Source organism: Tardiphaga sp. (assembly GCF_044336785.1).
In the GTDB taxonomy this organism is placed as follows: Bacteria; Pseudomonadota; Alphaproteobacteria; order Rhizobiales; family Xanthobacteraceae; genus Tardiphaga.
Genome location: NZ_JBIIOT010000001.1, coordinates 41,480 through 61,443 on the forward strand (window position 1 = coordinate 41,480; position 19,964 = coordinate 61,443).

At 61.8% G+C, this 19,964-nt stretch carries 23 protein-coding genes; 12 read left to right on the forward strand and 11 right to left on the reverse strand.

The window, feature by feature from the left end:
• Nucleotides 1–94: 94 nt before the first annotated feature.
• The gene (locus tag ACIQ2A_RS00235; RefSeq protein ID WP_398474495.1) at nt 95–1,159 is read right to left on the reverse strand and encodes a hypothetical protein; all 1,065 of its coding nucleotides are present in this window, start codon (nt 1,157–1,159) and stop codon (nt 95–97) included.
• A gap of 239 nt (nt 1,160–1,398) precedes the next feature.
• Between ACIQ2A_RS00235 and ACIQ2A_RS00240 the strand changes: the two genes are divergently transcribed.
• Nucleotides 1,399–2,463, forward strand: a complete 1,065-nt coding sequence (locus ACIQ2A_RS00240; protein WP_398474497.1) for a patatin-like phospholipase family protein — start codon at nt 1,399–1,401, stop codon at nt 2,461–2,463.
• A gap of 451 nt (nt 2,464–2,914) precedes the next feature.
• Nucleotides 2,915–5,308, forward strand: a complete 2,394-nt coding sequence (locus tag ACIQ2A_RS00245; RefSeq protein ID WP_398474500.1) for a membrane-bound PQQ-dependent dehydrogenase, glucose/quinate/shikimate family — start codon at nt 2,915–2,917, stop codon at nt 5,306–5,308.
• Nucleotides 5,309–5,374: 66 nt separating this feature from the next.
• Here the strand turns inward: ACIQ2A_RS00245 and ACIQ2A_RS00250 are convergent, their stop codons facing one another.
• Together ACIQ2A_RS00250 and ACIQ2A_RS00255 are read right to left on the reverse strand one after the other, a co-directional pair.
• Nucleotides 5,375–5,803, reverse strand: a complete 429-nt coding sequence (locus ACIQ2A_RS00250; protein ID WP_398474502.1) for a CBS domain-containing protein — start codon at nt 5,801–5,803, stop codon at nt 5,375–5,377.
• A gap of 233 nt (nt 5,804–6,036) precedes the next feature.
• Nucleotides 6,037–6,813 (reverse strand): rhomboid family intramembrane serine protease, encoded by a 777-nt coding sequence (locus ACIQ2A_RS00255; protein WP_398474765.1) that lies wholly within the window; start codon nt 6,811–6,813, stop codon nt 6,037–6,039.
• 240 nt (nt 6,814–7,053) lie between these two features.
• Between ACIQ2A_RS00255 and ACIQ2A_RS00260 the strand changes: the two genes are divergently transcribed.
• Nucleotides 7,054–8,859 (forward strand): FUSC family protein, encoded by a 1,806-nt coding sequence (locus ACIQ2A_RS00260; RefSeq protein WP_398474504.1) that lies wholly within the window; start codon nt 7,054–7,056, stop codon nt 8,857–8,859.
• A 30-nt stretch (nt 8,860–8,889) separates the two neighbouring features.
• Here the strand turns inward: ACIQ2A_RS00260 and ACIQ2A_RS00265 are convergent, their stop codons facing one another.
• On the reverse strand, nt 8,890–9,156 hold the full coding sequence (locus ACIQ2A_RS00265) for a PepSY domain-containing protein (protein ID WP_398474506.1): 267 nt from the start codon (nt 9,154–9,156) through the stop codon (nt 8,890–8,892).
• Between the two features lie 134 nt (nt 9,157–9,290).
• Here ACIQ2A_RS00265 and ACIQ2A_RS00270 point away from each other — a divergent pair, with 134 nt between their 5' ends.
• The 7 genes from ACIQ2A_RS00270 (at nt 9,291) to ACIQ2A_RS00300 (ending at nt 14,583) form a co-directional block, all read left to right on the forward strand.
• The gene (locus ACIQ2A_RS00270; protein WP_398474508.1) at nt 9,291–9,545 is read left to right on the forward strand and encodes a hypothetical protein; all 255 of its coding nucleotides are present in this window, start codon (nt 9,291–9,293) and stop codon (nt 9,543–9,545) included.
• 30 nt (nt 9,546–9,575) lie between these two features.
• Nucleotides 9,576–9,926 carry a PepSY domain-containing protein gene (locus ACIQ2A_RS00275; protein ID WP_398474511.1) on the forward strand — a complete coding sequence of 117 codons (351 nt, stop codon included), beginning with the start codon at nt 9,576–9,578 and terminating at the stop codon, nt 9,924–9,926.
• Nucleotides 9,927–9,929: 3 nt separating this feature from the next.
• Nucleotides 9,930–10,595 carry a response regulator transcription factor gene (locus ACIQ2A_RS00280; RefSeq protein ID WP_398474513.1) on the forward strand — a complete coding sequence of 222 codons (666 nt, stop codon included), beginning with the start codon at nt 9,930–9,932 and terminating at the stop codon, nt 10,593–10,595.
• The gene (locus ACIQ2A_RS00285) at nt 10,592–11,944 is read left to right on the forward strand and encodes an ATP-binding protein (RefSeq protein ID WP_398474515.1); all 1,353 of its coding nucleotides are present in this window, start codon (nt 10,592–10,594) and stop codon (nt 11,942–11,944) included. The genes ACIQ2A_RS00280 and ACIQ2A_RS00285 overlap by 4 nt, the downstream gene beginning before the upstream one ends.
• A gap of 411 nt (nt 11,945–12,355) precedes the next feature.
• Nucleotides 12,356–12,913, forward strand: coding sequence for a PAS domain-containing protein (locus tag ACIQ2A_RS00290; protein ID WP_398474517.1), 558 nt, complete (start codon nt 12,356–12,358; stop codon nt 12,911–12,913).
• Nucleotides 12,914–13,042: 129 nt separating this feature from the next.
• Entirely contained in the window at nt 13,043–13,657 is a 615-nt protein-coding gene (locus tag ACIQ2A_RS00295) for a PilZ domain-containing protein (protein WP_398474519.1), read from the forward strand.
• A gap of 308 nt (nt 13,658–13,965) precedes the next feature.
• On the forward strand, nt 13,966–14,583 hold the full coding sequence (locus tag ACIQ2A_RS00300) for a transglutaminase-like cysteine peptidase (protein ID WP_398474521.1): 618 nt from the start codon (nt 13,966–13,968) through the stop codon (nt 14,581–14,583).
• A gap of 173 nt (nt 14,584–14,756) precedes the next feature.
• On the opposite strand, the gene ACIQ2A_RS00305 is transcribed toward ACIQ2A_RS00300, so the two are convergent.
• From ACIQ2A_RS00305 to ACIQ2A_RS00315, 3 genes are all read right to left on the reverse strand, one after another.
• On the reverse strand, nt 14,757–14,945 hold the full coding sequence (locus ACIQ2A_RS00305) for a hypothetical protein (protein WP_398474523.1): 189 nt from the start codon (nt 14,943–14,945) through the stop codon (nt 14,757–14,759).
• 235 nt (nt 14,946–15,180) lie between these two features.
• Nucleotides 15,181–15,534 (reverse strand): hypothetical protein, encoded by a 354-nt coding sequence (locus ACIQ2A_RS00310; RefSeq protein WP_398474525.1) that lies wholly within the window; start codon nt 15,532–15,534, stop codon nt 15,181–15,183.
• 147 nt (nt 15,535–15,681) lie between these two features.
• Nucleotides 15,682–15,984: a hypothetical protein gene (locus tag ACIQ2A_RS00315; protein ID WP_398474527.1), complete on the reverse strand. Its 303-nt coding sequence runs from the start codon at nt 15,982–15,984 to the stop codon at nt 15,682–15,684.
• A 104-nt stretch (nt 15,985–16,088) separates the two neighbouring features.
• On the opposite strand from ACIQ2A_RS00315, the gene ACIQ2A_RS00320 reads away from it, so the two are divergent.
• The gene (locus ACIQ2A_RS00320; RefSeq protein WP_398474529.1) at nt 16,089–16,367 is read left to right on the forward strand and encodes a hypothetical protein; all 279 of its coding nucleotides are present in this window, start codon (nt 16,089–16,091) and stop codon (nt 16,365–16,367) included.
• Nucleotides 16,368–16,603: 236 nt separating this feature from the next.
• Here ACIQ2A_RS00320 and ACIQ2A_RS00325 read toward each other — a convergent pair whose 3' ends face one another.
• Both ACIQ2A_RS00325 and ACIQ2A_RS00330 read right to left on the reverse strand, forming a co-directional pair.
• Nucleotides 16,604–17,134 (reverse strand): gamma carbonic anhydrase family protein, encoded by a 531-nt coding sequence (locus ACIQ2A_RS00325; protein ID WP_398474531.1) that lies wholly within the window; start codon nt 17,132–17,134, stop codon nt 16,604–16,606.
• Nucleotides 17,135–17,215: 81 nt separating this feature from the next.
• The gene (locus tag ACIQ2A_RS00330) at nt 17,216–17,545 is read right to left on the reverse strand and encodes a DUF6949 family protein (RefSeq protein WP_398474533.1); all 330 of its coding nucleotides are present in this window, start codon (nt 17,543–17,545) and stop codon (nt 17,216–17,218) included.
• A gap of 238 nt (nt 17,546–17,783) precedes the next feature.
• Here ACIQ2A_RS00330 and ACIQ2A_RS00335 point away from each other — a divergent pair, with 238 nt between their 5' ends.
• Entirely contained in the window at nt 17,784–18,488 is a 705-nt protein-coding gene (locus ACIQ2A_RS00335) for a hypothetical protein (RefSeq protein ID WP_398474767.1), read from the forward strand.
• 63 nt (nt 18,489–18,551) lie between these two features.
• On the opposite strand, the gene ACIQ2A_RS00340 is transcribed toward ACIQ2A_RS00335, so the two are convergent.
• Together ACIQ2A_RS00340 and ACIQ2A_RS00345 are read right to left on the reverse strand one after the other, a co-directional pair.
• On the reverse strand, nt 18,552–19,457 hold the full coding sequence (locus tag ACIQ2A_RS00340; RefSeq protein WP_398474535.1) for an exonuclease domain-containing protein: 906 nt from the start codon (nt 19,455–19,457) through the stop codon (nt 18,552–18,554).
• 147 nt (nt 19,458–19,604) lie between these two features.
• On the reverse strand, nt 19,605–19,823 hold the full coding sequence (locus ACIQ2A_RS00345; RefSeq protein WP_211909241.1) for a DUF3126 family protein: 219 nt from the start codon (nt 19,821–19,823) through the stop codon (nt 19,605–19,607).
• Between the last annotated feature and the right edge of the window lie 141 nt (nt 19,824–19,964).

Sequence of the window (19,964 nt, forward strand, 5' to 3'; positions counted from 1 at the left end):
CCCCACGGCGCAAAGTCGCGCGATGGTTAGTTCGCGATTCACAACAATGACATGGGGGTGACAATTCGCCTGCATTTTAAGCGAATGCACGCGCTCAGCGCGCCACGACCTCGATCTCGCCATCGACGCCATTGACGACGTTGAATGGCTTCTCGAACACCTTGCCTTCGTTCTTGGCGATGGCGCGATACTCGCCTTCGGCTAGCGTCACTTTCGGGAAAGCACCGATGGATTCCTTGATGACATCGCCGGCCGGCGTGATCACGGACCATGCCGTATTGGCCAGCGCCTCGCCGCCCTTGTCACCGACCAGTTTCATGGTGATGACAGCGGCGCGATGGGTGACGGTGACGTCGGTGAGCTTGCTCGCCTGCACGCGGATATCTGAACGCACCACCGAATTGGCGTCGCCATAATTCGAGATGATGTAGTAGGTGCCTTCCTGCAGCATCACCACATCGCCGGCGGCGACACTCGGCAGCAGCGGCGTGCGCTCGCCGCCGTCGAACTGGCTGCCTTTATAGATGCCGAACGAAATCTGGTTCGGCGGGATCTTGCTGGAGCCGACGCGGCCCTCGATGCGCAAACCGCCGGCCGGAAGCAGGAACGCCTCGCGATCGACGTCGGACTTGATGGTCACGGGCCTGACGGCGCTGACGAGACCGAGCGCCACATGGACCACATAGCTTCCAGGCGGCAGCGGGATATTCGGCGTGGCCGTCCGGTCCTCGCGCAGCAGCTTGAAAGCGCCGGTTTCGTCCGGACGGTCGGAATAGACCCGCCACACCAGCCCGCCATTGATGGCCGGCAAATCCTTGCCATAACGCGCGCTCAGGGCCAGCGCGCCCTGTGCTGGCGCGGCGGGGCTGGCCTGGACCTGGGGAGGTGCCTGCAGCGGCACATTGGCCACGGGCGGCTGCAGCAGCGGCGCAGGTAATGCCGGCGCGGCGGCCGGCCCCGACGGCGGCGCCAGACTGATGGCGGGACCAGACGGGATGTCGGGGATATTGGCGGGGGGAACCGGCGCCGGGCGGTCGCTGAAAAACTGGGCGAAGGCGGGTTGGGGCACCAGCGCCGCGTGCGTCAGCACGAGCGCCAGCACCAAAGCCAGCCGCCCGCCCCGGCCGGATGTTTGCAAATCAGGACCCCACGTCTTCATCGCAATGCTTTTCAACGAAAACACGGCAAATTCAAGCCTTGACCACGATACCGCGACGTTCCGCAGGGGGCCGCCCACAGCCTCGTGACAGCCTTGGCGTGAATAGTCGTCGAGACGTCGATATGCAGTCATATTCGACGCCTAAGTGTCGGATACATCGCGTAAATGATGAATAATCGATCGTCTGGCATGATGGCTGTCCCGCGCGTATTATGTCTGGAAGCGTTAGGAGCTTTCGTTTGCTGGAGTTATTGATGGGGCGCAGCCAGAACGGCGCGAATGGCCGCGACAAACCTGGCCTTGGTAGTGTCCGCCGTCCCGTGGTCGGCCTCGCGCTTGGCGGCGGTGCGGCCCGTGGATTCGCCCATATCGGCGTCATCCGCACGCTTCTGGCCAATGGCATCGTCCCCAATGTCGTGGTCGGCACCTCCATCGGTGCCGTGGTCGGCGGCTGCTATGCCACCGGCCATCTCGACACGTTCGAGGAATGGGCGCGCGGGCTACAGCCACGCAACATCTTCGGTTACCTCGATATTCGCCTCAACGGATCCGGCCTGATCGGCGGCAACAAGCTCGCCGCCCAGCTCGAGGCCTCGATTGGCAATCAGTTGATCGAGGACCTGCCGGTCAAGTTCGCCACCGTCGCGACCGAAGTTCGCACTGGTCACGAAATCTGGCTGACCCATGGCCGCGTCGTGGAAGCCATGCGGGCGTCCTATGCCCTGCCCGGTATCTTCTCCCCCATCCTGGTCGGCGACCGCTGGCTGGTGGATGGCGCGCTGGTCAATCCGGTTCCCGTTTCGGCCGCGCGTGCGCTGGGCGCCGAGATCGTCATCGCGGTCAATCTCAGCAATGACGTGTTCGGGCATTCGATCACCATTTTCGACCATGGCAGCGGCCCGGAGCCGGCCGAGCCCGCTGTCGAACCGGAAGAGCCGGCCAAGCCGAAGCGCGGCTTCACCAGTTTCTTCTCGGCCGAGCGCACGGTGAAGCGCGAGTTCTTCGGCAGCAGCGAGCGGCCTGGCATCTCCACCGTCATGATCGATGCCTTCAACATCATGCAGGACCGCATCACCCGCGCCCGCCTTGCCGGCGATCCGCCCGACATGCATATCGCGCCGCGCGTCGGTCAGTTCGGCTTGTTCGATTTTCATCGCGCCGACGACATGATCAAGCATGGCTCGCGCGCCACCGAACGTGCCATCGAAGGCATCCAGGAAGCCATCGAAATGCTGGTGCCCGAGGCTGCGCGATCACCTGCTCCCGCCGTGACTCAGAAGAAGCCGGCTGCTTCGTCGGATTAGCAGACTGTGCATCATGCTCCTCGCGACGCGCTCCTGCGTCGTTGTCGTGAGCAACGCCTCGGATGGATTCGCTGCAATCGCGCTTTCCCGGCACGTTTAGAATCTCACTAGCCCGCATCAAAGTGAGGCGACCAATCTGGTCCCGCGCAAGTCTCGATACTTTGTTGAGCGCATCGTCCTCACTGCGATTTCAGCAGAATCTCCGCAGCAGTCGCGTGAAAAATGCATTCGTGCCGCAGATCACTGCACGCCTGAATTGTTGATGCAGCTCAATGCTTATCGACATTTAGATATGACGGCTCTTCCGAAACGCTGTAGCTCGCGACCTATCAAATTGGGCAGCAATGTGATCCACAGGGCGCGGGGGGGAAACTGTGCGCGTTGCATGCAGTCGATAACAAACAGTCGATCGCGTGTTTCTTGGAAACGTTACAGTTTTGGAGCTGAATTCGTGAAAGACGTAAATGTTGGCTGGGGGAGCAAAGCATTGCTCGCCTTGCTTGGGCTGTTGTTCGTCGCCTCTGGCATTGCATTCATCTGGGGCGGTGGCGTCCTCATCTCGCGTGGCGGTAGCTACTATTACCTGATCGCCGGCCTCGCACTCGCAGGCGTTGGCATCGGCGTCGCCTTGGGCAAAACGTTCACGCTGCCGCTTTACGCCGTGTTGTTCGTGGCGACTGCCGTCTGGGCCGTTTGGGAATCCGGCTTCGAATTCTGGCCGCTATTCGCGCGCCTCTTCATCTTCCTTGCCGCAGCTTTCGTCCTCGCGCTTGTGAATCCGTTGTTGCGCGCACGTGCAGGCCTGCCGCGCGCCACCGGCAAGAGCATGGCGGTTGCCGCCGTATTCCTGGTGGCGATGGTCGCAGCCCTCGGCGGCATGTTCGTCGATCGCACCGAGACTTTCGCCGCCGTCGATACGGGCAAGGTCAAGGTCACGCCGGAGACCGAGCAGAAGAACTGGGACAACTGGGGCAACAATCCCGGCGGCGAGCGTTTCGCTGCGCTGGACCAGATCAACCGCAGCAACGTCAACAAGCTGAAGGTCGCGTGGACATTCCAGACCGGCGACATCGCCGACAATGACGAGTCCGGCCTCGGCTCGGAAGACCAGCAGACCCCGATGCAGGTCGGCAGCACGGTCTATCTCTGCACGCCGCATAACAACGTCATCGCGCTCGATGCCGACACCGGCAAGGAGAAATGGCGCCAGGTCATCAATGCCCGGCACACGCGCTGGATGCGCTGCCGCGGCCTCGCTTATATCGACCTCAGCGGCCAGCAGGCCAATCGCGGCCAGTCCGCAAACCTGACACAGGCGACCGATGCATCCGGCACCGCCTGCACCCGTCGCCTCTACACCAACTCGGTCACCGGGCAGCTGATCGCTCTCGATGCCGATACGGGCAAGTTCTGCGAGGGCTTCGGCGATAATGGCCGCGTCGATCTGCTGGCCGGCCTCGGCAAGACTCCTCCGGGCGTCTACAAGGTCACCTCGGCTCCGACCCTCGCGGGCGATGTGATCGTCCTCGGCGGCTTCGTCGCCGACAACCTTGCGGTCGATGTGCCCTCGGGTGTCATCCGCGCCTACGACGTCGTCACCGGCAAGCAGCGCTGGGCCTGGGACGCCGGCAATCCCGCGATCAAGGGCCCATCCACGACAGAGCTGGCCTACACCCGCGGCTCGCCGAATTCGTGGGCCCCGATGTCCTACGACCCGAAGCTCAATCTGGTCTTCATCCCGATGGGCAATGCGTCGCCTGACTTGTGGGGCGGCAACCGCACGCCGGAAGCCGAGAAGTATGCTTCTTCCGTCGTCGCGCTCGACGGTTCGACCGGCGACGTGCGCTGGACGTTCCAGACCGTGCATCACGACCTCTGGGACTTCGACGTCCCGATGCAGCCGACGGCAACGGACTTCCCGAATGCCGATGGCAGCAAGACGCCGGCGATCGTCGTCGGCACGAAGCACGGCCAGATCTTCGTTCTGGACCGCGCAACGGGCAAGCCGCTGACCAAGGTCGAGGAAGTGCCGATCCCGGCGGGCAACCTGAAGGGTGAGCGCTATTCACCCACGCAGCCGCTGTCCACCGGCATGCCGGAGATCGGCCGTAGCACGCTGACCGAAGCCGACATGTGGGGCGTCACGCCGTTCGACCAGCTGCTCTGCCGCATCGAGTTCAAGGGCTATCGGCATATCGGCCTGTTCGACCCGCCGACGGCGGATCAGTGGCAGCTGCAGTATCCGGGTTCGCTCGGCGGCCTGAACTGGGGCAGCATCTCGGTCGATCCGGTCAGCAACCTGCTGTTCCTGAACGACATGCGCCTCGGCCTCTGGCAGAAGGCGTTCGAACGCAAGGAAGGCGAGAAGATCCTGCCGGGCGCCGTGCCGATGACGGGCGCGCCGTACTGGATCTTCAAGGATCGCTTCCTCTCGGCGCTTCGCGTGCCCTGCCAGAAGCCGCCTTTCGGCACCATGACGGCGGTCGACCTGAAGACGCAGAAGATCGTCTGGCAGAAGCCGATGGGCACCGTGCAGGACACCGGCCCCGTGCGCCTGAAGATGGGCCTGCCGATTCCGATCGGCATGCCGACGATCGGCGGTTCGATGGCCACTCAGGGCGGTCTGGTCTTCTTCGCCGCCACCCTCGACTACTATCTGCGCGCCATCGACAGCGCGACCGGCAAGGAGCTCTGGAAGGGCCGCCTGCCCGTCGGCAGCCAGGCGACGCCGATCACCTACAAGTCACCGGCGACGGGCAAGCAGTATGTGCTCATCACCGCCGGTGGCGCGCGCCAGTCGCTCGACCGTGGTGACCACGTGGTCGCTTACACGCTGGGCGACTAAGCAATAGCGGCACAACGACGGAAAGGCCGGGCATCATGCCCGGCCTTTTTCGTTGCATGTTGAAATTCAAGCGGTGCCGATATATTCGCGCAGCGCTTCCTGTTCGTGCTCATATTCGCTGACGCGCGACTTCACGACGTCACCGATCGAGATCAGGCCGACCACGCGGCCATCGTCAAGCACGGGCACGTGGCGGAACTTGCCATTCGTCATGCGCTCCATGATCCAGCCCACGGTATCGGTCGGCGAACAGGTCACGACCTTGCGCGTCATCACAGCGCCGACATCTTCATCCAGCGCGCCGGCACCGCGCTCAGCGATCACGCGCACGATATCGCGCTCCGAGATGATGCCGTCGATCTGCTGCTTGGTCATGACCAGCACCACACCGATTTTCCGCTCGGCTAACAGCTTGACCACCGAAGACACTTTGTCACTCGGCGCGACACTGACGATGTGATGGCCCTTACCATCGAGAATTGCACTAACCAGCATTTGTCGCCTCCTCACTGACCAAGCCCCTGAAAGAAGCGCGGTCTTTCGTTCTTGTTGTGAACAAGCGGATCCGGAGGCGTAGCTCGATGGTCTTGAGGTAGGGGTGATCGAGCCAAACCACCGCTCACGCAGAACGGATTCGGCCTCGAGAGCCGAACCTGCCGGCGTGAGTCACCTGTCTTATTTGTAATGATGGGGGAAGTGCAGTGCACCCGCAAGGTGCGAGCGCGCGGTCAATGCAAGTCCGGCATGTCCGCAGGAGATGGCTCGGTATCCCGTCGCGTCCCGCGCGGAATCGGATCAAAGAGCGAGAACAGCAGCAAACCCGCAACAAAGCCGCCGATATGCGCCTGCCATGCCACCGTTGCGCCTTCGCTGCCAACAGCAATCGAACCGACGCCGAAAATGATGTTCACGCCAAACCAAACAGCGAGGAAGCCGATGACCCGTGGGTCACGCAACGCGCGGAACAGCGGCAGAGCGGGAACTCGCGCGGACTGATCGGCATCGCCACGGTTGAAAGACAAGAAACTGCCGCGCACGAAGGCAAAACGGATCGCCGCCGCCATGGCACCGGACACCGAAGCCGATGCACCAATCATCGGTGCGAGTTCATGCTCATGAGTGGCGAGATGCGCGGCTGCGCCACCGATCGCCGTGACTGCCATGAAAAGGAAGAAGCGGACCGCACCGAAGCGCCGTGCCAGCGCACTGCCGAAAGGCAACAGCCACAATATGTTGAAGCCGATGTGGCTGAGATTGGCGTGCAGCAGCGAATAGGTGACGAAGGTCCAGATATCCGCGCCAATCCCGCCTGGGAATGGCATCGACAGCAGTGTCTGGTCGTAACGTTTGGGGATGAACCCGAACAGCTCGATGGTCCAGTATTCCAGATCCACGGGCAGCAGCACGCGGATCACATGAATGACCGCCAGCAGCCCGACATAGGCGGTCAGCGCGCCCGGCAGGGTCAGGAGCGGTTCGCGTGGGGGATTTTCAGAAGGATCCAAGGCGGCACGGTCTGTAACGGCTCTGGCGAGCGATGCTCCAGATAGGCGGTATTGGTGCCGCGATGCAAGATAGCAGCGGTCCCACAGCCACTGCCCGCGAGCAATGCTTCCGACGCACGCGGGCTCCGCAAACTTGGCTATGTTGCATCGCAACAAATTAGGTCAGCATCACTTACCAATCACTCCCTGCGTGTGGAGGACGACATTCCTTCTTTCCGCCGATCCGTTCTGGCTGCCCTGATGCCGCTCGATGCCGGGCTGTTGCAGTTCACGGCAGCCCTGCGCACCAGTCTCGCTACCGTGGCCAGCGCGCTGCTGATCGTGCCATTGCTGCTGCATTTCGGACTGCCCCTGATCGAGGCTTCGCCGGCGATCCTGTTCGTGATGCTGTGCATGCTGTTCACGCGCGATGCCACGCTGGCGAAACGCCAGGGCACCGTGGTGATGGCTTTTATCGCCGGCATCGCGCTGTTCGTGATCGCCAGTGCGCTGGCCCACTGGCGGCTGCTCGACGTCGCCGGCTTGCTGGTGCTGCTGGCGGTGGCGACGCTGCTGCAGACGCGTGGACCGCGCGTGGTTGCGATCGGACTCGCGGCGTTGATCGGCTACTATCTCGGCGTGTTTCTGCACCCGCCGCTGCCGAACCAGGGCGTGATCGTCGCGCTCACGATCCCTGCCCTCGCCATCTGCCTCGCAGTGCTGCGCCTGTTTCCCGACAATCCATCCGACGTGGCGCAGCTGATGCTCGCCAGCATCGCCGCACAGGCCGATCGCGTCATACGTGAGGCGCGGCAGGCAAAACCGAATCCGCACCGGATCGAACGGCATCTGCTGCAACTCAACCGCGCCGTCATGGCAGCACAGAGCCAGCTGGCTCTTGGCAATCTGGAAGGTCATGACAGTGCGATTGCGGCGCTGACCGCACTTGAGATCGCCGTCACGCATGCCGTGCTGCAGACTGAGGACGATGCTCGCTGGCGCTCCGCGCTGGCTGCGCTGGCCCATGCGGCAGCAACGCTGCAGCGCCAGCAGAGCACCGTGACCGCGGTCGAAGTCCACCCTGCGGCACCGGCACCGCTGGCCTGGCGACCGGCCTTGCGCGCTGGTTGCGCCGCGGTGATGGCGGCCGTGGTGGGCTATCCGCTATCGCCGGAGCACTGGTATTGGGCAATCATCAGCGTGTTCGTGATCTCGCTCGGCACGACTTCGGTCGGTGATACCTTGCAGAAAGGCACGCTGCGGATCATCGGCACCGCCTGCGGCGCACTTGCGGGGCTATGCGTCGCGGCTTTCGTGCCCGCGCATCCAGCGCTGGTGCTGGTCGGCATGACGATCTGCCTGATCGGCTGGAGCTATTATGTGCTGTATAATTACGCCGTCGGCATCTTCTTCCTGACGCTGCTGATCGGTCTCGTCTATGGCGTGCTCGGTGACGACTTGCCGTCAATCGTTGGCCTGCGCCTCGTGGAAACCGCGATCGGCGCTGCGGCGACCTTCATCACTGCGTTGTGGATCGTGCCGCTGCCGACCTCGCATCACGTCCGTGCCCGCGCTTTGACATTGATGGCGCGGCTGCTGGACGTCATCGACACCAGCCGCGACGCGCTGTGCGGCAAGACGGCGACGCCGCTCCTGGCGATGCGCCGTGCCGACCTCGCGATGCAGGAATTGCGCGTCGCCTTGTTGCCGATGCTGGCAGCACGGCAGGTGTCGTTGATCCCGCGCACGGATGCGTTGCCGGATCTCGTCGCCTGCGTGCACTGGGTCCGCGTTCTCGCCGTCAGCGCTGCGGCACATCCGCAGCTCGATCCCGCGGAACGCGATCTGCTGCAAGATCGCCTGATCCGGCTGCGCGACCATGTCAGCGCCTTCGGCAATAGCGACGCGGCCCTGCCGGCCGCCGAAGCCTCGGCTGCGAACATCGCTCACAGCGCCCCCGGCCGCCTCATCGCCGACGCAGCCGACCGTATCGAAGCCGTGCTGCGCAAACTGATCGCCCGCCTCGGCGCTACGCCGCGCGAATTCACCGCTTCATTGATACGATGATGCCGCGCGACGCATGCGATACTGTCACACCTAGCGCCGCACGATCTCGCCGGTGACCGGATCGAGCCGGATCTCGATTTCGGCACCGTTACGGTCGAAGCCTTCGACCTCCCAGCAACCTTTGTCGCGTTTGGCCTTCTTGACGGTGTAACCAAGCGCCTGAGCCTTTTCGATCGCCTTGTCGATCGACAGGCCCTGCCCGTTGGCTGCGGATTTGCAAGCGACGTCATCGGCATGCGCGATCGATGTGGCGAGACCAAGCGATGCGACGATCAAGGCGACGGGTGCGTATTTCATGAGGTCATCCTTTGCATGTGGTGGGGCGGCCTTGGTGTCACAGGGTGCCCACCAGCTTCCTGACACCGTCTGTCAGGAAGCCGTCAGCGAGACATCGGTAGATTCGGGACATGTTCAATCCACGGAGATGTCCCATGTTGCCCGCCATGTTCCTGCTTGTCGTCACCCTGCCCCTGATGGCTGCGGTGGAATTGCCATTCGACACTTTCGTGATCGTGATGATTTTGGTCTGTGCCGTCGCCGGCTTGACGGCACCGGCAGGTGGAGGCCACGTTGAGGCCAAGCGGCGCCGGCCGATGGACGCCCCCATCGACCCTGCCAGCGAGACTGATGACAAACCACTCACGAAGCCGGCAACGCGCATGCGCGAATCCGCGCTGGTTGGATAAGCGACGAGACGCCATGCCCCGGAGCACGCGATGACCATGCGCGCCAGCATCATCACCCGCAACGCGTTGCTGATTGGCAGCGTGCTCGCCGCGCTGATCGCCAGCAGCGGCAATACGCATGTGGCTGTTGCAAAAGACGACAAATCCAACTGCAAGAAGGAGCAGGACTGCGCCTTGCAGGCGCTGAAAAGCGGCGAGATTCGCCCGCTAACCGACGTGCTGGCAGTCGCTCGCGAGAAGCTGCCCGGCGAGGTCATCAAGGTCGAGCTCGATCGCGACGATGGTGTGTGGGTCTATGAGATCAAGGTGCTCACCGAATCCGGCAAGCGCCGCGAGATCGAGATCAATGCGCAGACCCTTGCTGTCATCAAGATCGACTGACCCATGCGCATTTTGGTCGTAGAGGACGAACCGCGCATCGCCGCAGATATCCGCCGCGGACTGGAAGCTGCAAATTATGCAGTTGAAACCGTCGCCGATGGCAAAGAGGCTTGGTTCAAGGGCGAGACCGAAGACTACGATGCTATCGTGCTTGATCTCGGATTGCCCAAGCTCGACGGGCTCTCGGTGCTGCGCCGACTGCGCGAGGCCGGCATTGCAACGCCGGTGCTGGTGCTCACCGCGCGCGACGGCTGGCGCGACAAGGTGGAAGGCATCGATGCCGGTGCCGACGACTATCTGGCGAAACCATTCCAGATGGAGGAGCTGCTGGCACGTTTGCGGGCGATCACCCGCCGCGCTGCGGGTCAGGCGTCCGCGCTGATCAAGGCCGGCCCGCTCGAGCTCGACACGCGGTCGCAGACTGCGACCATTGATGGCCGCGCGCTCGCACTCACCGCCATGGAATATCGCCTGCTGGCCTATCTGCTGCTGCATCGCGGGCGCACCATGTCGCAGGGCGAATTGCTTGAGCACATTCATGCTGGCGATACCGACCGCGATATCAACGCGATCGAAGCCATTGTCGCACGGCTGCGCAAAAAGCTTGGCTTTCCGCTGATCGAGACCCATCGCGGTCGCGGCTATTGCATTCCGGCGGAGCCATCGTGAATACGCGCTCGCTGTTATTCCGACTGAGTTGCGCGGCTGCACTGGCGATCGCAATCGCGTTGAGCCTTGCCGCATTCGGGCTTCGAAGCATCTTCAACCAGGAGATTGAACGCCGCGCCGCATCCGAACTCGGTCAGATCGTCGTGGCGCTTGCGGGTCAGGTGAAGATCGACGCGAACGGGACGCCTTCGCTGGAAGCGCCGATGTCCGATCCGCGCTTCGAGAAACCTTATGGCGGCCTCTACTGGCAGATCAGCAATGGCGACAACCGCGCGCGCTCGCGCTCGCTCTGGGACTATTCGCTCACTGTCCCCGCCGCGCAGCATGGCGACACCCGCTGGACCACCGATCTCGCCGGCCCCGATCATGCGAAGCTGCTCGCTGTCGTGCAGACCATCGCGGTGGCATCGCCGTCGGGCTCCGATGTGCGTCTGCAACTCGTCGCGGCGCTGGACAGGACCGACCTCGCCAAATCTCAACAGTACCTGTTCAGATTGCTGTTGCTGTCGCTGAGCGCCCTCGGCCTCATCCTCATTGTCGCGATGTCGATCTTCATCCGCCTCGCTCTGCGTCCTTTCGACGAATTGGGGCGCGGGCTGCGGCGCATCCATGCGGGCAGCAGCCGCTCACTCGACGGCCGCTTTCCGAACGAGGTTCAGCCGGTGGTGAACGATCTCAACCGGCTGATTGCGTTCCAGGATGCAGCGCTGGAGCGCGCGAAAACGCATGCTGCGGATCTCGCGCATGGTCTGAAAACACCGCTGGCAGTTCTTGGCGCAGTAGCGCGACAGGCACGCCATGATGACAGCCACGAACTGGCCGACCCTATCGACGAACAAATCTTGCTGATGGGCAAACAGGTAGACCGCGTGCTCGCACGCGCGCGCGCCGGTGTCTCGGCCGCCCTGAGCCGCGGCGCTATTCCGGTCGCGCCCGTGGCCGACAAGATCGTTCGCGCGCTGCGTCGCCTGCCCGATGATCGGGGCCTGCAATGGGACTGCGATGTCGCTGGAGACGTCAGTTTCCCCGGCGATGAAGGCGACCTCACCGAGATCCTCGCCAACCTCCTCGACAATGCCCGCAAATGGGCGGCGACACGCGTGAGGCTCACCGTGATGCAGACCGGTGATCATACCTTGCTGCGCGTCGAGGATGATGGGCCCGGCTTGCAGACAGAGCAGATGCAGACGATCGGGCGCGGACAACGCTGGGACGAGACATTGCCCGGCACCGGCTTCGGTCTCGCCATCACCCGCGATCTCGCCGAAGCCTATCGGGGGCGGATCGAACTGGAGCGCTCGGCGCTCGGCGGGCTTAGCGTCGCGGTGATTGTGCCGCGGCCGGCCTGACAACGATCAGGCAAAGAAAAAGGGAGAGCCTCTGAGAAAGGCTCTCCCTGGTCTGATCGATCTTCTCGCGCCGGGCGACATGTATCGACCGCAAGGCCGACATCCCCACCCCTCCCCGCGCGGTGACCGTCTTGTTTGACGACAACCCTGTGTATCGAAGCGCGCGAAACGAACCGCTGGAGACAGCTCGCCCCGCTCTGGAGTGCAGGCAGAATACTAGTTGTCCCCCGAACCGCAAGAATATGGTGAAGATAACGTTAACGCGGAAAAGCCAAAGCGACTCAGTGGAAAACGCGGTTTCGGCATGGACGCTGCAATGACCTCTCTGCACAACATGTAGCGGTCGGTATTGGATGGATTCGGGACAGACTTGTCCCTGTTCGCCTGCTGGCCGGGTCAGGATCAGCGCGCATGAAACATCCTTCGAACCGGAAGTTTTTCGCCTATTGGGACGAAAAGCGCGGTTTTGCGCGTGCGCCCGATCGCAGCGAGATCGAGCCCGGCCCGATGCGCGAGCTGCTCGGCGACATCTTCGTGCTCGGCTATGACAAGGCCGCCAATTTCCCGTTCCGTGTCGCCGGCACCAGAGTTTGTGCCCTGCTCGGCCGCGACCTGAAGAACAAGCCGTTCCCCGAACTCTTCAGCCTCGCCGGTCGTAGCGAGATCGAGGAGATGGTCACCGTCGTTTCTGAGGAATTGCTGGTCGCCGTCGCCGGCGTCACGGCCCACACCGAATTCGGCGACAAGGCGCATCTGGAGCTGCTGCTGCTCCCCTTCGCCGCCCGCGCGCATACGCCGATCAGCCTCACCGGCCTCCTGGCGCCGATGACGCCGTTCAACGGGCGCCTCGGCCCGATGCAGGTCACATCCTATCGCTATCTCGCCCATCAACCGCAGCGCTTTGCGCCGCGCGTGATGCGCAAGCTGCAGGCCGCGCGTGGCCTGATGGTATATGAAGGCGTGAGCTGAACGACCTCTGCGCGACCAACTCTTAGACTCACCCCAAAGGGTTGCGGAAAAGTGGTATATGTAACGCCGCGTTAACCTTGCGCGCCGTACGGTCAGTGCGAATTTCTTCGCAGGACCGGCCTGACACCGATGGCGCTCGCCCAGACAAAATCGATTCTTCCTTCTCCTGAAGAACGGCGACGCTTCCAGCGCGTGAAAGTCCATCTTCTCGGCCGCTATATGCTGCCGGATCGCCGCGAATTCCCGTGCCAGGTCATCAACATGTCTCCCGGCGGACTCGCGCTGCTCGGCCCCGGCATCGGTCAGGTCGGCGACCGCGTCATCGCCTATCTCGACCATATCGGCCGCGTCGAAGGCAAAATCACGCGCATTATCGACAATGGCTTTGCCATGACCGTGGGTGCCACCCCGCGCAAGCGCGACAAACTGGCGGCGCAGCTGACCTGGCTCGCCAATCGCGACATCCTCAATCTGCCGGAAGATCGCCGCCACGACCGTATCGTGCCGCGCAACCCGATCGTTGTCCTCACCCTCGAGGACGGCATCCAGATGAATGTCCGCATCATCGACCTGTCGCTGTCCGGCGCCGCCATCGCGGCGGAGAAGCATCCGCCGCTGAATGCCCAGGTCATGCTCGGCCGCATCTCCGCGCGCGTCGTCCGTCACCTCGAAGACGGCTTCGCGCTGGAGTTCGCGCATGAGCAGTCTCCAGAGACACTGGAAGACAGCGTCAACGCGCGGTAAACGCGACAGCGCACCAAATCCCGATTTTGTAGCGTTCTGAGTGCGCTGTCTGCACCAGCAGATACCGCACACGTGCGGCCGAGTTAATCGCCGCAGTTAACGCGCGCCAAGACGCGTCGCGCTCGGTTCCTTGTTTTCCAACATTTCGACGATTAACACGCGCGATTTTACGCAAACCCGAATGCATAAAATTTGAATCAATCTTGCCGCGTGTTTGAATTGTAGTCGTCTCAATTGCACTTCGCCGACTTAGCGGCGACGAAAATCCTTCCTGCCAATGATGGTCCCAACAAGAACGGGGGCCAACAATGGCTGGTAACACGGGGCGTATCACTGGATTTGTCGTTGCGGCAATCCTGTGCGGACTTTCTGCGACAGCGCATGCTGCTGGCGAAAAACTTTATGCAAGTCTCGGCGACACGACACGTGCGCCGATTGGTTGGGTCGAATTCTGCTCGGAGAATCCGGGCGAGTGCCGCGGTGGTGCCACGCAGCCACGCGACATCGTAATTACGCAGACGGCGTGGAAGGATCTGGTGCGGGTCAATCGTTGGGTCAACGAGACGATCAAGCCGATCACCGACATGGATCATTGGGGTGTGATCGAGAAGTGGTCGCTGCCCGACGACGGCTACGGCGATTGCGAAGACTACGTCTTGCTGAAGCGCAAGATGCTGATCGAGGCCGGCTGGCCGCGTGAAGCGCTGCTCATCACTGTAGTGCGCGACAAGAAGGGCGACGGTCATGCCGTGCTCACCGTGAAGACCGACAAAGGCGAATACGTGCTCGATAATCAGAACGAGAACGTGCTCGCCTGGACCGAGACCGGCTACCGCTTCGTCAAGCGTCAGTCGCAGAGCGATCCGAACCAGTGGGTTTCGCTCGGTGACAACCGCCCGGCCACAGCGACCGCCAGCGCTCGCTGATCACAACAGGAATTGGAGACACGCGACCCGGTCACATCCCCACCCCTCCCCGTCCCAGACCGGATCGCGCGCGGCCGAACCTCCCCCAAGGTTCGGCCGCAACTTTTTTAGGATCAGAAGAAAGCACGAGCGCAGCGCGCCAACGCGTCATACAGATCGCGTCATGCAGAGAGCTAGCTGCGGCGAATTCTGTTGGGATCGCGCGTACCATCAGCCCGGTAACCGAAGCGCGCGAGCGCTGTCGCCGCGATGCGTTGGCCGAAGCGGCGCTCCAATTCGCAGAACATCCAGACAAAGGCCGTGGCGAGCGCGCACACAATCGCCACGAAGAAAAGCGTGAGGTGAGAAATGTCAAAGGTCATGATCATCTGCCCGGGCCTGCAAGCCGAAACTTGCAATTGACGAACCAGCCGACCTGACGTCCCCTCGCGCTTATCGGGCTGCGCAAACCTCAAGCGACGCGCAGCACAGAGATACCGCAACAGCGCTCGATTGCGACTTTAGTAGCATAATCGCCGCCCACCTTTAAGCGCCGTGGGCGAAGCGCTCCCCTACGCCGGACGCATAAGGGCACTCGCACTGCACGGATCAATTTACCTATTCGCAGACTTCAACGCGGCGAACGCGCCAGCCTTTGGCGGTGCGAACCCGCTGATTGGCCAAGCGACAGCCGCCGATATCCTCGTAGCGATAGATCGAGGGGTAGCCATAGCCATACCCGTAATACGGGCCGTAGCCGTAATAGCCGGGGTAACCCAGACCAAAGCCGAAACCAGCGCCGCGGTAGAAACCGCCACGATAGAAGCCACCGCCATGGAAACCACCGCCGCGGAAACCGCCTCCATGAAAACCACCACCACCATGGAAGCCGCCGCGTGCAGAGGCCACCGACGGCACCGCAAGTGCAAGCGTTGCAACCGCGACTACTCCCAATATCACCTTGCGTAACATAGCCACTCTCCACCAGCGCCTATCGCGCGACCGTTGGTAGCTATCTAACCCATTACGGAGGGCTTGCGGAATTCAAACACCGTCACTTGTTCGCGACCGGTTGTGATGGTTCTTCAATATTAAAAACGCGACTCCGCCCCCTGCGGATCAACAGCCCTTGCAGATATTCTTGACCTTGCGGTCGACGTCGCGATCCTGCTTGTCGACGAGATCGTTGCCGGTGCTCGGCTTGCCATCAAGGGACTGCCCGGTGCCGCTGGCACCGGTTGTGATACCGGCTGGCGCGCGGCCTCCGCTTGAATTCGCGGTGCCAGCACTATTTGTGCCTGCAGCGCCGCCAGTTGCACCACCACCGCCTGCTCCGCCGGCGCTGCTCTGCGCAAAGGCCAGTGTCGATGACATCAGCGTAACAGCGGCGGCGATTGCGATAAATTTCGATGTGTAAGCCATTGGAGATCTCCCTTTCGAGGGCAACGACAGTTGGACGCACCAGTTCCCGCATCCGGAACGAATCCGCCATGCGAGGCTTGATCCGCACAACACGGATTCATGCCATGCGAAAGCTGATCGGCTTCGACGACGACACGCTGGCCAAGCTCACCCAGCTCGGCCGCGATCGCATGGCAACGATCCAGGAGCTTGCCGATGAGGCTTTCGCCGATCTTCTCAAAAAGCACGGCGTGCCGATCGACCTGCCGGATGCGCTGCGCAAGAGCGTGAAAAATGCCAGTCAGCCGCCATCACCGCGCCGAACGAAAGTGCGTGCAAGCAAGTCACCCACAACAAGGAAGCGACCACATGCCAAACGAGCCGCAAAAAGATCCGTTCGTTGAGGGTGAAGGCGCCGCGGAAAAGAACATCCCCGCCGAAGCCAATCCGTATCAGGAAGGGACTGAGGACTTCGCACTATGGAGCGCCGGCCATGAGCGCGTGGCCAGCGCGATAGAAGCGCGGGAGTCGGAAGGCACGTAACATGTAGGGTGGGCAAAGGTACGCAGCACCGTGCCCACCGTCTCATGTTCGGGCGAATGGTGGGCACGCTTTGCTTTGCCCACCCTACCGATGCGATTCAGCCGATTTTTTTCATGCCCTGCGTGAAGCGTGGACCGTTGGCCGCATAGAAGCGCGCGGCGCTGCCCATGGCGGTCACCTGCTCGGGGGACAGCGTGCGGATGACGCGTGCGGGCGAACCGATGATCAACGAGTTCTCCGGAAATTCCTTGCCTTCGGTGATCACCGAACCGGCGCCGACGATGCTGTTCTTGCCGATGCGCGCGCCATTCATCACGATCGACCCCATGCCCACTAACGCACCATCCTCGATGGTGCAGCCGTGCAGGATCACGTTGTGCCCAACGGTGCAGTTCTTGCCGATGGTGAGCGGAAAGCCCTTGTCGGTGTGGCAGGTGCAGTTGTCCTGCACATTCGAGCCTTCGCCGATCTCGATCCATTCATTGTCGCCACGCAACACCGCGCCGAACCAGACGCTCGCCTGCGATTTCAAACGGATCTTGCCAATTACATCGGCAGTATCGGCGATGAAGTAATTTCCGTCGGCCGGAAGGTCCGGGCCCTGCCCGTCGAGTTCGTAAATTGCCATGAGTGCTTGGTCTCCCTATGCGGATCACACTGCCATGAAGCAGCATGCGGAGACCAGTGCGCGTAAACGCGAAGGTTATGCTCAGGCGATAATGCCGAGGGCCTGCAGCGTCAGGACGATGAAGGTGCCCGACATCAAGCTCCAAAATCCGGCAAGCACTGTCGCAATCATCACGAACTGGATGCGATGCTGATCCGGCGCACCGGAACGCAGCGTGTTGCGCATGATGATGAAGGGCGCCGTGAAGACCAGCAGCGGCACGGCTGCAAAACCTTCCGGGGTCGGACCCTGCTGCAGCAATGCGAAGCTCGGCGGCCGGCTGACAAAAGCCTGGTAAGCGCTGGCGATCGCACCGGCGATTGCAAAACCGATAGCGAGCTGAAGGAAACAGTTGAGTGCAATGGGAGACATAAGAAAATCTTCTGGGTCAATTTGTTGTTCTCTCTTGCAATGCACCATATTGCGACCGAACGCCACAGTTACGTTAAAAAATCGTTAACGCGATCTCTTCAATTTTACGTGGAGGAAAAGAGTATGTCGGTTCCACTCAGCGAACAGCGAGGCGTTAACCATTCAAGTGCATGTTCGACCAGTTGATTCGCCCATGGAGAAGCCGTGGGTTTGTTGAGTGGTAGCTGCTTACGCGCGCATGTCCTTGCTGTTCCCGACCCACCCGACGACCCGGCCACGTCGCCAGCGTCGTCATAGCCATCTCGTGCCAATTCTGTTTGGTGTGGCTCTCGCCGCCCCTGCTGTGGCGGTGGTGGCCTATCTGCTATGGCCGACCTGGCAGAGCCAGAAGGCTGGAGATCCCGACCGCATTCCGGTGAGCGTCGGCTCCACGCTGTTCAACGTCCAGACCCATGCATTCCGCCGCAAGGTGCAAAAGCATTCGGGCCCGCAGGAGCGTGTCGATCTCAGCTATGTCTATCCTTCGCTGGAAGCGAGCGAAGCACCGCGTCATGTGACCGTGGAGAATTTCGACGAGCATGTGCAGCCAATCGACCGCATCTTCCTGTCGATCTCGGCGCATCACAATGCAACATCGCCGGATGCGCGACTGCGTACGATCTATCCACTCTATGCAGATCAGGCGTCACGCAGTGCCGACGGGCTGACCATTCAGCCCTTCTATGACAACACGCCCTATGCGAAGGAAGACCTGTTTCTGGGCAGCGCGCCGAAGTTAGCCGCGCGTTGCACGCGAGATGGGGCCACCCTAGGTATGTGCATGAGCGAACGCCGCGTCGGCGGCGCCGATCTCATCTTCCGCTTCCCACGCGCCTGGCTCGACGACTGGCGCACAGTCGGTGAGGCCATGGACCGTCTGTCGGCGCAGTTGGGCGGGCAGTGAGCGAGCTGCATCCTGACTGCACGTCCCAGTCATCGACTGGGACGCCTGCTTTCCGTTGATGCTTTATCCAACCATCTGCAGAAATTCGCTTTCCCCGACGATGCGGACAGATAAGCCCTCCGCGATCATCTCTTCGACCTTGCGATGTTTCCTGCTCTTCACGTTCCCGCGTGTCAGCCTGAGATCCTGATCGCCAACGACCAGCACTGTGACCTTCCTGCTGACCGTATCCACGACATTGCAGCCTGCCTTTGCGGCGAGGCTGGCCGCCTCGCTTCGATGCATCTGTAGAAAACCGGTGAACAGGACCGTCTCGCCGATGAGCATTCCATTACGTTCACCCGGCTGCGCATAACGCGCAAAGGCCTCGTTTCTTCGCGGCACGACCACACGCGATGCTTCGCGGACAGTGCGCCTGGCAGCCTGTCCGACCACACCGAGCCAATCCTCCAGATCGAGCCCGGAATCCTCAAGCGCCTTGAGCATGATCAACCCGCACGCCCGCGCGTCCTCTTCTGCCTCGTGATGACGGAATTTGATCTCGAAGGATTGGCTGAGATTGGCGAGGCCGAAACCGCCAGCATCCGCAAATTCGCGCCATGTGCGCCGCGCAACAGCCAGCGTGTCGAGCCAGAAACACTCCAGCTCGGTAACGCCATAACGGGTGGCTGCGCTTGCGAAGGCGCGACGATCGAACGAGCTGTGATGAGTAACAATCGTCCCGTTCAGCGACTGCGCAAGAACGGGAAAGACCTGGGCCATTGTCGGCTTGCCGACGACATCGCTCGGGCGAATGCCGTGAATGGCAATATTTCCGGGATCAAAGGGTCCTTGCGGGTCCACAAGGATCGTCAGCGACTTGAAGATCTTTCCGGCACGAAAGTGCACCAGCCCGATCGAGCAAATGCTGCCCACATCGGCGTTGGCCGTCTCGACATCCAAGGCAATGAAATCGGTAACGCGTGCCATCCCCATCCCCTCGCTGAGGATCACTCAACTTCGGGGCGATCGCAAGCATACTCGCACGCGAAACGGCTTGTGTTCTGCAACTGCATGGCCGGCATCAAGCCGGCCACAAACGCGTAGCTGCCCGCACCTTGCGGACAGTCGTTCGCTTTACTCGCTGTCGGCGAGATCTTCTTCCAAGATCGCCATCTGGAACTGGAAGGAGCGATCATCGTCTTCGTCATCGACAAACAACACGCCGACGAATTCTTCACCGATATAGACTTCGGCGGAGTCGTCCTTCTTCGGGCGCGGCACGACGCGAATCTTCTGGTTGCCGAATACGCGCTTGAGATAGGCGTCGAGTTTTCTGACTTCCTGAACGTCCACAGGCGTCTCCAATGCAGGTGATGTGGGATGGGCTGATGGAGAAACGTTTAATCCGAGATGACGCGTACGGCTAGGCCGTTTGTCGAAAATTCACGTCATCCACTGCGCGAATGAGACGCGCATTTTGCTTGCACATGCGTC